The 13072-nt window shown below is 43.9% G+C and carries 13 protein-coding genes; all 13 read right to left on the bottom strand.

Annotated elements, in window-relative coordinates:
• Nucleotides 1-10: 10 nt before the first annotated feature.
• Entirely contained in the window at nucleotides 11-478 is a 468-nt protein-coding gene (locus EBO34_RS02640; RefSeq protein ID WP_122896402.1) for a YaiI/YqxD family protein, read from the bottom strand.
• Nucleotides 479-885: 407 nt separating this feature from the next.
• Nucleotides 886-1698: a pyruvate, water dikinase regulatory protein gene (locus EBO34_RS02635; RefSeq protein ID WP_122896401.1), complete on the bottom strand. Its 813-nt coding sequence runs from the start codon at nucleotides 1696-1698 to the stop codon at nucleotides 886-888.
• A 549-nt stretch (nucleotides 1699-2247) separates the two neighbouring features.
• Nucleotides 2248-2895 (bottom strand): transcriptional regulator CcpN, encoded by a 648-nt coding sequence (gene ccpN, locus EBO34_RS02630; protein WP_122896400.1) that lies wholly within the window; start codon nucleotides 2893-2895, stop codon nucleotides 2248-2250.
• 63 nt (nucleotides 2896-2958) lie between these two features.
• Entirely contained in the window at nucleotides 2959-5049 is a 2091-nt protein-coding gene (gene glyS, locus EBO34_RS02625; protein WP_122896399.1) for a glycine--tRNA ligase subunit beta, read from the bottom strand.
• Nucleotides 5042-5932 (bottom strand): glycine--tRNA ligase subunit alpha, encoded by an 891-nt coding sequence (gene glyQ, locus EBO34_RS02620; protein ID WP_122896398.1) that lies wholly within the window; start codon nucleotides 5930-5932, stop codon nucleotides 5042-5044. The genes glyS and glyQ overlap by 8 nt, the downstream gene beginning before the upstream one ends.
• Before the next feature lie 347 nt (nucleotides 5933-6279).
• A complete protein-coding gene (gene recO, locus EBO34_RS02615) occupies nucleotides 6280-7023 on the bottom strand; it encodes a DNA repair protein RecO (RefSeq protein WP_122896397.1) in 744 nt (247 codons plus the stop codon).
• A 60-nt stretch (nucleotides 7024-7083) separates the two neighbouring features.
• On the bottom strand, nucleotides 7084-7227 hold the full coding sequence (locus tag EBO34_RS02610; protein ID WP_122896396.1) for a YqzL family protein: 144 nt from the start codon (nucleotides 7225-7227) through the stop codon (nucleotides 7084-7086).
• Nucleotides 7228-7578: 351 nt separating this feature from the next.
• Nucleotides 7579-8487, bottom strand: coding sequence for a GTPase Era (gene era / locus EBO34_RS02605; RefSeq protein WP_122896395.1), 909 nt, complete (start codon nucleotides 8485-8487; stop codon nucleotides 7579-7581).
• The gene (gene cdd / locus EBO34_RS02600; RefSeq protein WP_122896394.1) at nucleotides 8480-8881 is read right to left on the bottom strand and encodes a cytidine deaminase; all 402 of its coding nucleotides are present in this window, start codon (nucleotides 8879-8881) and stop codon (nucleotides 8480-8482) included. The genes era and cdd overlap by 8 nt, the downstream gene beginning before the upstream one ends.
• Complete coding sequence (locus tag EBO34_RS02595; RefSeq protein WP_122896393.1) at nucleotides 8853-9638, bottom strand: DUF502 domain-containing protein; 786 nt, start codon at nucleotides 9636-9638, stop codon at nucleotides 8853-8855. Before EBO34_RS02595 ends, cdd begins: the two co-directional genes overlap by 29 nt.
• A gap of 316 nt (nucleotides 9639-9954) precedes the next feature.
• Nucleotides 9955-10347, bottom strand: coding sequence for a diacylglycerol kinase family protein (locus EBO34_RS02590; RefSeq protein WP_122896392.1), 393 nt, complete (start codon nucleotides 10345-10347; stop codon nucleotides 9955-9957).
• Nucleotides 10331-10804 (bottom strand): rRNA maturation RNase YbeY, encoded by a 474-nt coding sequence (gene ybeY / locus EBO34_RS02585; protein ID WP_122896391.1) that lies wholly within the window; start codon nucleotides 10802-10804, stop codon nucleotides 10331-10333. Before ybeY ends, EBO34_RS02590 begins: the two co-directional genes overlap by 17 nt.
• Nucleotides 10797-13052, bottom strand: coding sequence for an HD family phosphohydrolase (locus EBO34_RS02580; protein WP_122896390.1), 2256 nt, complete (start codon nucleotides 13050-13052; stop codon nucleotides 10797-10799). The genes ybeY and EBO34_RS02580 overlap by 8 nt, the downstream gene beginning before the upstream one ends.
• Between the last annotated feature and the right edge of the window lie 20 nt (nucleotides 13053-13072).

Below are 13072 nucleotides of genomic sequence, written 5' to 3'. Positions count from 1 at the left end.
GCCTCATTCGTCAAAATTCCTGCCTGTTAGACAGAATTTTTTCAAACTGATTTTCAAAGTGTCTGCGGTCTTCATTCGACATCTTCTTAGGGCCTTTTGTTTTCTTACCTGCTCGTCTGAGCTTTCCCTGATCGTGCCGGATGGACAGCAGCGTATTAATGTATAGATCTGTAATGATTCTGCCTCTTGGTGTAAGTACATGAACCCCCTTAGCAATAAGTAATCCAGCAAGACCATGGTCCTGGGTGATAACGACATCTCCCTTTTTAACGCCTTTTACAATAGCCATGTCAGCAGCTTCGGCTTCCTGGTCCACTGTGATTTTTTGAACATGGGAGGGAAACGTTTTACTTGTTTCGTGAGCATATGAACTCACCAATACTACAGGCAGATCATACCGGCCGGATATCCTGACAGCTTCATCACGAACCGGGCATGCATCTCCATCAATAAAAACGGTTCTGGAGTTATGTGACATAATTCTCTATTCTACATCTCCTGTTCGAATCCTTCTTTTCCTGCCGTTTTTTCATTACACACTTACTATCTTTACCAAAAATAAGATAAAAAGTCTTGACATCTGAAATTTATTTGTTCTTTTTTCCAATATTCCATTCTGTAAACAAAAAAATAAATCACAATTTTTCATTATATAGTAACTGCATTGATTTCGCCAGCATTTTAAATGAGATTTTAAAATTTGGCACTTATATATTTTTATGTTCATTACAACTGCTTTCTTTAGTTCCTTTTCAGTAAAGGGTCAGGAAACCTCCCGGCCATTTATTCCGGTCTTCCGTGAACACCTTTATTCCGCAAATACAACCGGAGTGAAAAAAAAGGCTGACTTAAGAGGTGATTCCCTCTTAGTCAGCCCAGCCAGGACTAATTGTTGTTTTTCCGGTATATGTTATAAATGATGTTCGCTGTCTCTTCAACAGCTTTATTTGACACATCAATATACTGGCATCCGATCCTTTCCATCACTTTGTCGGAAAACCTCAGCTCTTCTTCAATCCGGTTAAGAGTAGCATAATTCGCTTCCTCTTTTAACCCCAGGCTTTTCAAGCGCTCAGAGCGGATACTGTTGAGTTTTTCCGGACTGATTTTAAGACCGATGACCTTTTTCTTGTCCAGCTGAAAAAGTTCCTCCGGCGGATCCACTTCCGGCACAAGAGGAATATTGGCTACTTTCAGACGTTTATGTGCCAGGTATTGTGATAGTGGGGTTTTCGATGTCCTCGAAACACCGACCAGGACGATATCAGCTCTTTTCACTCCTCTTGGATCACGTCCGTCATCGTACTTAACCGCAAACTCAATAGCTTCGACTTTGCGAAAGTAGTCTTCATCAAGAGTATGAATCAACCCTGGCTGAAGGCGGGGTTTTTCCCCTGTACGTTTTTCCAGTAAATCCATCATCGGAGTGATAATGTCATGAATTGGCACACCGGCATGGCTGGACTTTTGTATGAGGTAATCTTTCAGCTCAGGAACAACGAGAGTAAAGGCGATGATGCCATTGTCTTCCTTTGCCTGTGCAATCACTTCATCAATTGTCCCCTCGTCTTCAACGTAAGGGACTCTGCGCACATCGATACCCGTGTGGTTAAACTGGCTTGCTGATGCTTTAACGACCAACTCCGCCGTTTCACCCACTGAGTCGGATAGAACATATACAACCGGACGTTTGCTCATACGCTTTCGACCTCCTGATTCCCGCATTAGAGCAGATAAAGGGAGACGCCCTCCTGTTTACACTGCTCTTTTATCTGATTGGCGTGGATAATGCTTATCTTTGGATTACGCTTTTTCCGCATCGATTGTTGTTATTTTCACTTCTCTAAGAGAACAGAAAAAGAAGATGGAGCCTGCGTGCCTTTCGCTATCCGTGGCGGTGCCGGCAAACCTACTAAAACAATAGGTCTTCGGGAACTTGCCTGGCCCACACGCCACAGTAGCCTCAGTACTTCGACTTTTTTACTTTTTTTAGCTAAAGCAACGATTTTTACGAAAACAGTCTTGCATTGAATAAAGCTTAATGATTGTAAAACCCGGGTGTTGATTTCCGCAGGAGTCTCGAAACCCCTGCTTTATTATCCTATTCAATGGCTGTGTTAAAGAGCATTGTTGAATTATTTGATTGATGTGCGTCACTCCTAGGGGAACGCAAAGTATTCAGTAATAACAGCAACACGTGCGAAAACAGTACCGGTAAGCAAGCAGGCATCTTTACCGGTGAGTTTGTTAAACAATCTTGTTGTTCGCTATGTCTACAAACGCTTTCGTAATGCTGGTTTTTGTGACTCTTCCTACTACTTCCATCTTGGTCTCTCCATCAGTCTCTTTGAAATTGACAACAGGCAGCCCGTCAATTTGTTTTGTAATGAGAATCTGAGCAACATCCAGTAGAAGATCTGTTGGTTCACACGTTGTAATATTAGGCATTCTAGTCATGATAATGTTGACCGGCATGGATTCCAGATCCTGTTTGCCCATGCTGGCTCTTAACAGATCTTTTCTGGATAGAATCCCAACAAGATGAGAAGTCCGGTTAACGACAAATAATGTACCTACATCCTCCAAAAACATCGTACAAATTGCATCATAGACAGAAGCTGATTCATTTACTACTACCGGTATCGACTGATAATTTTTGACGGTCAGCTTTCCTATTTTTTCAGTGAGAAGCTGCGCACCGGTTTTCCCCGTATAAAAATATCCGACCCGGGGACGGGCATCCAGAAAGCCGGCCATTGTCAGGATTGCCAAATCCGGCCTGAGCGTCGCCCGTGTTAATGAGAGCTTTTCTGCAATCTGCTCCCCTGTTATAGGGCCTTTATCTTTTACAATCTCTAAAATACGCTGCTGTCGTTTATTAAGCTCGATTATCATCACCGCCTCATCCAGAGACATTCATATAACTGGATTCTTCTTTACCTTCATAGGTTCTTTCTTTTATTCCGAATGAAAAACAATTGCCTGGAAGTCTGCAAATGCCAGTATGACATCAGAAGCTTCCTTCATCTGAGCCAGACGGTTTTGCTTTACTTTTGCATCATCAGTCATAACCATAATGTTATCAAAATAGGTATGAATCGCAGGTTCAAGCTGTTTTAATGCTTCAAACTCACTCTCAATATCTGCATTGCTCCGGGCCTTCACAACTTGCTGTTTAACCTCTCTGAGCGTTGCATATAACTGATTTTCTTCTGGCTGTTTAAATAAAGATTCGTCTGCCCGGATTACATTTCCTTCAGCTTTTTTCGAAATATTTGTAACCCGGCTGAACGCTTCAACCAAATGCTTGAAATCCTGCTTTTTCGCCTGCTCCGTTAAAAATCTGCCTTTTTCAACAATCGTATCCACACGGCTTATCCCTGCAGATAACACTGCTTCAATAATATCATAACGTACGTTTTTGTCCTGGAGCATGTTCTTTATCCTGAGGACGGTAAACTCCATCAGGTCCGCCTTAACATCTTCCTTACTTCGCTTCAATACACCACGCTGTTCACTCAAGGCCAACGCTTCATCAAACAGGTCGGTTACTTTTATATCCCACTTCTGGTCAAGAAGAATGCTGATAACAGCCGCGGTCTGCCTTCTCAATCCATGAGGATCCTGTGAACCAGTCGGAATCTGCCCGATACCAAAGCTGGTCACTACAGTATCGAGTTTGTCTGCCACACTCAATACGGCAGATTCAGACCTTTGTGGCAGTGTATCTTTTGCGTGGCGGGGTAAATAATGCTCCCGGATAGCAGCGGCCACTTCAGGTTTTTCACCTGCCTTTTCAGCATACTCTTCACCCATACGGCCTTCCAGTTCAGGAAATTCATCTACCATATGGGTGACGAGGTCAAACTTACTCAGGTGGGCTGCTCTTTCTACTGTTCCGACAGCCTCCTGGTCAAAATTAAGCCTTTTTGCAAAACGGGAAGATAAGTCTTTTATACGGCGGACTTTATCCCCGATTGATCCAAGCTCTTCATGATAAACAACATTTTCAAGACGGTTTGCTGCATCATCAATGTTCAATTTCAAATCTTCTTTGTAGAAAAACTCTGCATCCGCAAGTCTTGCCCGGAGAACCTTTTCGTTCCCTTTTTGAACATTTTCCAAGTGACGGTGGTCACCATTTCTGACAGTAATGAAGTTAGGCAGCAGTTCTCCCTCTTTATTCAATACCGGGAAATAACGCTGATGCTCTTTCATGGACGTTATCAGGACATCGTCAGGTACATGAAGAAAACTTTCATCAAACGTTCCGAAAAAGACTGTTGGATATTCAACAAGATTGTTAACTTCTTCAAGAAGGTCTTCATCCACCGGCACATCCCAGCCTTCCGTTTCCGCCAGCTGGTCAATCTGCTTTACGATGGCACTTTTACGTTCTGCAGGATCAGCGAGTACGTGCTCCTTCAGAAGAGTTCTCGTATATTCAGAAGCTTCTTCGATAACAACTGTTTCCCCTAGAAAACGGTGTCCCGTTGTGACATTGGAAGACTGTACCCCGGCAATATTGAAATCAATAATTTCATTGCCATAAAGGGCTGCAAGCCATTTAATTGGTCTCACATAACGTAGCTTTCCATTTCCCCAGCGCATATTTTTCGCAAAAGTGATGCCTGTTAACAGCTGGTCAACCCTTGCGAGAAGCTCAATTGTTGATTTTCCTTTAATATACTTGTCAACAAACACATATTCTTCTCCTTTTACTTCCTTGAAGTAAAGGTCATCAACTGCGACTTTTTGTCCACGGGCAAATCCCTGGGCAGCTTTCGACCAGTTTCCTTCGTTATCACGAGCTATTTTCTTTGATGGACCCTTCGCTTCTTCGCTTCTGTCTTCCTGCTTCTCTTCAAGACCTTCAACAAGAACAGCAAGACGACGGGGAGTGGAGAAAGAACGAACAGCTTCATAGCTGAGACGATTTTCTTTAAGCCAGGCAGTCATTTTCTCTTTCAGCTGGTTCATTGCATCAGTAACAAAACGAGCTGGCATTTCTTCCAGTCCGATCTCAAGTAAAAAAGTACGATTACTCATTGTCTGATACCTCCTCTTCTTTTAAAAGCGGAAAGCCAAGGCGTTCCCTCTCATCGTAATAAGCCTTGGCACACTTTCTGGCCAGATTACGGATTCTGCCAATGTAACCTGTACGTTCCGTCACACTAACCGCCCCCTGGGCATCAAGCATATTAAAGGCATGTGAACACTTAAGTACATAATCATAAGCAGGGATAACGAGTCCTGCATCAAGCGTCCTGATCCCTTCCTGCTCGTAGGTAGAGAAGAGTGTAAACCACATGTTCGCATCTGCAATCTCAAAGGCATATTTAGACTGCTCGTATTCATTTTGAAGGAATACATCACCGTATGTTGTTCCGTTAACCCATTCCAGGTCGTAAACATTTTCTTTGTCCTGAATATAAGAAGCAAGTCTTTCAATACCATAAGTAATTTCGACACTGACAGGGTTTGCCTCCAGTCCTCCAACCTGCTGGAAGTAAGTGAACTGTGTGATTTCCATTCCATCAAGCCACACTTCCCAGCCAAGCCCCCATGCAGCAAGTGCAGGGTGCTCCCAGTTATCTTCAACGAAACGGATGTCATGCTCTTCCGCCTTGATTCCAAGCTCCTTCAAGCTCTCAAGGTAAAGCTCCTGAATGTTATCAGGAGAAGGTTTCATAATCACCTGAAACTGGTGATGCTGATAGAGACGGTTCGGGTTTTCACCATAGCGTCCGTCCGCCGGTCTTCTGGAAGGCTCAACATAAGCCACATTCCATGGCTCCGGTCCGATACTTTTCAAAAAGGTCATGGGATTCATTGTGCCGGCACCTTTTTCAACATCATAAGGCTGGGTGATCAGACAGTTTTGTTTTGCCCAGAAGTTCTGGAGCGTTAATATCATATCTTGAACGTTCATAACGTTCCCTCCATTCGCTATTCTAACTGTGTGCTGCATGAGAGATACGGCCATTCTTGGAAACAGGAACAAAAAAATCCCGCCCCTATGCTCAACATGAACATAGGGACGAGAGTTACCCGCGGTTCCACCCTAATTGCTGACAAAAGTCAGCCTGCTTTTTCGAAAAAGCCATGCTCCAAAGCGCCTTCTTTAACTTCTGTACACCCGGCTCTCACTGTCCCGGGCTCGCTTTTCCTCAATTAAGGATTTATACAGAGGGGTTAAATACTCCTCTTCTTCAATGCATGCACACGTATGTAGTTATTTCGTATCTTACTTAAAAAGCATGGAGGTGTCAACTTTCCTTACTCTAATTTTTCCATCTGGCTTAAAAAACGCTTCGATTTCAGTCTGAGACCTGAATACTCATCGTAATACAGCTCAAGGATATACTTCAGCTGTTTTTTTGTTTCCGGTTTCACCTGAATATTACCGATCCGGCTCACATCCAGATGGTGAAAAAGGCGGAGAAGCTTAAGCACTCCAGGCGCTGCTTCAAGTCTGTACGGATCGACATCATAACAGGCATGACAAAGAATGCCTGCCTCTTTTATGGAAAAAGCAAAGGTTCCTTCCTGCCTCCCGCAGTTGACACATGCATCGAGCATTGGAACAATCCCCGCCACCTGCAGCATCTTCGTTTCAAACATTCGTATGAGGACTTCACTGTCCTCACCTTCATTCATCCTGTTCAGAAGCTGAAACAGCAGTTCAAATAAATACGGATTTCTCTGACGGTCCTCTGTAAGCTTATCAATCATTTCCGCCATGTATGCCCCATAGGCTGTAAGTATTAAATCGGTTCTTACATCTCTGAAGGATTCGGTAATATCCGCCTGATTTAATGTCCCTACTCCTTTGGACTGATGAAAAATAAATGTGCCATAAATAAAAAGCTGTGCACTTGAGGCAAACCGGCTTTTAGGCCGTTTTGCACCTTTCGCCATCAGTGCCAGCTTCCCTTGCTCTCTTGTGAAAAGCGTAATGATTTTGTTTGTTTCTCCGTAGTCATTCGTCCGGATAATAATGCCTTCTGCTTTTTGAAGCATATTCATACACCACACTTCGCTGTTTGCTTAATCACTCGAGCTCAGCAGAAGGGATACCCTTTAATGCACCGGAGGCTGAAGTTCCTGTTCTGTTCCTTCTTCCTCATCCTGATTATCAGCGTCTCTGTTGTCCATTTCCTTAAATAACAAGTACGAATCAATACTGCCTGTGACTGAGAAAACCTTCCAAGAAAATTCTTTCACTTACGGTTCCACCCTTTCAAACAGACTTTATTTTGCTGATTCTTTCGTTACATACTAGCGTGCCTCTAATCAGTCATTTTCATGACTTGGAAAAATTAACAGATTTCACGGGCAAAAAGAGCATCCCTTCCTTTCTGATTGATTGCTTTCGCTGATATTCTCACTACAAAAATGTAGATTAATCCTGAGTGCCCTTTGCTTTCCGGGCGATGTGGGCAAGCCTCCTGAAGCTTTGAAGGGTCTTGCATGGCCCCCACGGCAACCGGAGTCTTTGGCACTACGGGTTTATTACTTTTTCACAAAAAAGAAAACAATTTTTGCAAAATCAGCCTTCCTTAATAACAAAAATTTTTAGTACTCATCAGCTCGGTAGCCGAATTCTTTAAGGTATTTGGCTTTGTTTCGCCAGTCTTTTTCTACTTTGACAAACAGCTCAAGAAATACTTTTGAACCCAGCAGAGCCTGGATATCCTCTCTTGAACGTTTGCCGATTTCTTTGAGCATGCTGCCGCTTTTGCCGATAATAATTCCCTTCTGGGAGCTCCGCTCAACTACCACGACTGCTGAAACATAAACGGTTTCCCCGTCTTCCCGCAGTTTTATCTGCTCGATATCCACAGCAATGGAATGGGGCACTTCATCCCTCGTAAGGTGAAGGACTTTTTCACGGATCATTTCGCTTATGAGGAAACGTTCCGGGTGGTCTGTTATCTGGTCGGAAGGATAATATTGGGGACCTTCTTCAAGGTTCGCAAAAATCTGCTCCTTTAGCGTCTCTACATTGTTTCCCTGAAGAGCGGAAATAGGAATGATCTCTGCAAAATCAAACTTGCTCCGGTATTTATCAATAAACGGAAGCAGCTCATCAGGGTGAACCTCGTCGATTTTATTTACCACAAGAAATACAGGGGTTTTAACAGACGCAAGACGCTCCATGATGAACTCGTCTCCACGGCCCATGCCTTCTTTTGCGTCAACCAGAAATAAAATGGTGTCCACTTCATTAAACGTTGTTCCGACAACTTTCATCATAAAATCGCCGAGCCGGTGCTTCGGTTTGTGAATACCAGGTGTGTCGATAAACACGACCTGTCCCCTCTCTTCTGTATATACACCCTGTATTTTATTTCTCGTTGTCTGGGCCTTGTCACTCATGATCGCTACTTTTTGGCCCAGCATTTGATTTAACAGGGTGGATTTCCCTACATTTGGACGCCCGATCAGAGATACGAAACCTGACTTAAACACTTTTTCAGTCATCGAGATCAGCTCCTGAAAAAGCGCCTGGCAGGATATCCTGTACTGTCCATTCCGACACATCTCCCTTAAGGTTCGTAAGAATAACCTTCGTTTGAGGGGCACAGAGTTCACTCATCACCTGTCTGCACGCGCCGCACGGGGATACCGGTCCTTCTGTATCGGCCACTACTGCAATCGCCTCGAATTTCGTTACCCCGTCAGAGACCGCTTTAAATAACGCTGTTCTTTCTGCACAGTTACACATGCTGTAAGCAGCATTTTCAATATTACAACCGTGAAAGACCTGTCCATCCGCTGACAGAAGGGCAGCTCCAACTTTAAATTTAGAATAAGGGACGTATGCTTTTTCCCTCGCTGTTTTCGCTTCAGCTATCAATGTCTTTGCGTCGACCATCCAAATCACCCTTTCGATGCTTTCTTACGTTTACTACGAAGTCTTTAAATAGCTTTTCCTTTTCAGCCTTTTGCTGTTCATTAAATTCTTCATTCAGTTCCTTTGCCTTATCCGGCGGGACCACAACGCCCCCGGAGATAATAAACTTCAGCCCCTCTTCCACACTCATTGTAAGGATTGTCACATCCTCCAAAGGAACAATGACAAGCCAGCCCGATGTAGGGTTGGGTGTAGTAGGAAGAAAGACGTTAATGGAATCCTTTTGTGTAATTCGCTGAACTTCCCCTTTTGTTTCACCGGTCAGAAAACCAAGAGTGTAAACACCTTTACGAGGATATTCTACCATAACCACCTTCTGAAAAGACGATCTTTCCTGAGTAAAGGCATTAATCAGCTGATCCACCGTTCCATATATGTAATTCACCACGGGTACTTTCCTGAAAAAGCGATCTACTCCTGTAAAGGCTTCCTCTTTTGTTCCCTTTCTTTTTACCGCTCCGATCCAGGCAACCAGTATCAGGGTAAATATAAAGCCGATCCCCACAAGGCGTTCGGTAAACGGCGTATATACCCCGAGAAAATAAAGCCCTCCTTCCTCTACGCTGACGACTCTCATTACCCGGAGAACATCAGTGATAAACGGGCCGAGGAAATTATCAATGATGGAAAATAAAAGCTGGAGAACATAAATTGTTGCAATTGCAGGAAGCAAAAAGAGAAACCCTGCCACAAGGTTTCTTTGAAAAGTCTTCCACATAACAGAGTCTCCCTTCTCTTTCCTTAACATGTTCTGGTAACCGCTCTTTTTATTGCTGTTGAAATTACTTCCTTATGAGTACAGGAAATAAAGATGCCCTTTCTGCGTGCCCTTCGCTTTCCGTGGAGGTGCCGGCAAGCCTCCTTAATCTAAAGGAGGCCACTGAAAAAGTACAAAACAACTTTTTCAGTGCCTTATATTTGAGTTGCAAGGGATCGTGCTCCGTGAACGTAATATGGGAGACAGACTTCCTGTGATTGCAAAGCTCCGGAACAGCACGCATGAAGGTGAAGGAAAGCGGGAGCTCTATATAAGCCTAAAATAAAAGTGCAATAATTTTTGGAAGGAAAATCGTAATACCAACAAGAACAGCTGTAATGGAAAACACCATCACAGCCCCTGCCGCTACATCTTTAATAATTTTTGCCTCAATTGCGTATTCCTTTGTGATCATATCTACGCACCGCTCAAGTGCGGTATTAATCAGCTCAAGTCCAAGAACGCCACCGATAACAAGTATCAGGAGCGCCTGTTCAACTACGCTGACACCTAAAAGTGTTGAGGCAATTAATACGATCCCGGCAAGTATAGAGTGAATTCGGAAGTTTTGTTCATTTGCCCATGTATGTTTAATACCCTCAGATGCATAACGAAAACTTTTTATCAGCCTGGACCAGGATACAAAAGCCTGTTTATTTTTTGAGGTCATGCTGCTTCAGAATCTCCTCTTGAAGTTTAAACATTCCCTGTTCCTCTTCCTCTGTCTGATGGTCATAGCCGATGAGATGAAGAAAGCCATGAACTGCCAGAAAACCAAGCTCACGCTCAAAAGTGTGACCGTATTCCTCCGCCTGCTCCCGTGCCTTCTGAACGGAAATAACGATGTCCCCCAAAAGATCGGGAATATCTTCACCTTCTTCAAAATGGGGTAATTCATCTTCTCCTTCGTTTAAAGCAAACGACAAAACATCGGTAGGGCGGTCAATACCTCTGTAATCACGGTTCAATTCATGAATTTTTTCATCAGTCACAAACGTTACACTGACTTCTGCTGCGTGATTGACTTCTTTAACATCGTAAGCTGTTTCCAGGACGCTGCGTACAAGTTCAACGTGCACGTCTGAAAGCTCTTCTGTTTCATCCACTAACACAATTTCTTTATCCATGTTTTTTCACCTTCTCTTTATCCACATTCTTCTCCGTAATTTCATCGGGATATTCAATCCGGGAATGGAAAGTCCCCTGAAGCGTTTCACAGATGGAAGTAGCAACAGTATTCAGCTCTTTGAGGGTCAGGTCACACTCGTTGAACTGCCCGTCTTCAAGCCTGTCTGCAATAATTTTATTTACCAGGGATTCAATCTTCTCCGGTGTCGGTTTGGACATGGACCTGACTGCAGCTTCTACCGAATCGGCAATCCCGACAATTGCTGATTCCCGGGTCTGTGCTCTCGGTCCGGGGTACCTGAATTCTTCTTCAGTTACGCTAGATTCATCGTCCTGTTTCGCTTTAAAATAAAAGTATTTTAACAGCGTTGTCCCGTGATGCTGTTCTGCAATATCGATTATTTCCTTTGGCATCCGGTGCTCCCTGAGCATTGCAGCCCCATCATACGGGTGTGCTGTAATGATGGTTTTACTCAGTTGAGGAGAAATTTTATCGTGTGGGTTATCCATTTTCATCTGATTTTCAATAAAAAAGTGCGGACGCCTTGTTTTACCAAGATCATGGTAATAAGACCCGACTCTTGCCAGCAACCCATTTGCCCCAACGGACTCGCACCCCGCTTCAGCCAAATTAGCTACAATAACACTGTGATGATAAGTCCCCGGTGCTTCAAGGAGGATTTTCCTGAGGAGCGGGTGGTTGGGACTTGAAAGTTCGATAAGCTTCATTGTAGACAAAATACCAAAACCAGCTTCGAAAAACGGGATAAGACCGATCGTAAGAACTGCAGCCAAAAACCCCGCCCCAGCTGCAAATGCTCCGCTCAGCCCTGCTTCCCACAATGAGAACTGAGCGTTTCTCAGCATAAGAATAGCAATGACAATTAGAATATTAAGTCCTGCGACAAATAATCCCGCCTGCAGGATCCGGGCCATTCTGTGTGACTGGCTAAGAAAAAAGGTTCCGGCTACACAGCTGAAAAATACATAAATTCCGTGTGTGAAATTTACAACACTCGTAGTTTCATTATTGAAGATAATACTTGCTGTCACAGCAAACATCATACTTGAAAACAATGCCACCCTCGGATGAAGAAGAATCGTCATAAGCATCGTACCCATAGCTACCGGGGCTATCAGACTGATTCCCGGCAGTTCAATCAGGTGTGTAAAACTCACAACCTTCATCACTACAAGAGTAAGGCCAAAAATAAGGACATACATAAGTAAATGGGTATTATTCGTTCTGAGAGACGTTTTCGCATCGCTTAAAAAATACCCGATCAAACCCGTCATAATTAAGACAAGGATGGCAAGTCCTATGTAAGGATAGATATTGGTATGATCATCCAGCAGACCCGCGAGAGCCAGCTGATGGTAGACTTCGCTTGTGACAAGCTGGCCCTGGGCCACAAGAAGCTGTCCTTCACGAATCATAACCGGTTCAACAGTCTCCACAGCAAGCTGTCTCGCTTCTTCTGTAGCAGCCTGATCATAAAGGTAATTTGCTGTCACTCCAAACCGGACAAGCTCTACCATGCCCTCGTACAGATCCTGGTCGGCAATGGAGATAGAGACCCTTCTCTCAGCCTGGTCTCTCGCCACATCAAGTTCATCCATGCGGATCTCGTCGTCCATAACATCGTAGATCGTATTGGTAATAATCTGCTCAGCCTGATCCAGCTGCTCCTCATCAGAGTTGAGCAGAGCAGTCAGTGTCTGGTCACTCAGCTCCTGACTTGTCCTTGAAGACATTAATGCCCGGAGGTTTTCAAGCTTCTCCTCTTCAGTCAGGGGCTCGGGGGGGATTTCCCTCTCTTCGTCTTCCAGATCACCCTCTGCACCTGAAGGTCCGGCATCCTCATTATCTTCAAAAGCTTCATAGGCCTGTATTCTTTCTTCCTGAGTATCAAGTACCTGTTTTGCAAGAAGGAAAATTTCATTTATTTTTTCTACACGGTTTTGAGCATATCTGCTTTCAATTGAATAAACGCTGTCGACTGATTCAGCAGCTTCTTGTTTCTTCTGCTCTGTCTCATCCCTGTCTTCAACAGTAACCGGGGAACGAATGTCCTGGTCTGACATCGTTCCCGGGCTTATATTTAACGTTTCAGGTATAACATTTGATACCATAGCGGCATATAAAAGGAACCCGAGTAATACAAATAAACTATGCCTGATGTAGCGGTGCTCCTTAAGTTTTTGCCACCATTTCTGCTGATCTATGGGTGATGAACGTTTCCCCACTCTTTTCACCTCATATTCCT

The organism is Alteribacter keqinensis (assembly GCF_003710255.1).
Taxonomy (GTDB): domain Bacteria; phylum Bacillota; class Bacilli; order Bacillales; family Salisediminibacteriaceae; genus Alteribacter; species Alteribacter keqinensis.
The sequence above is the reverse complement of the archived record's forward strand: the minus strand, read 5'-3'. Positions and strand labels throughout refer to the sequence as shown.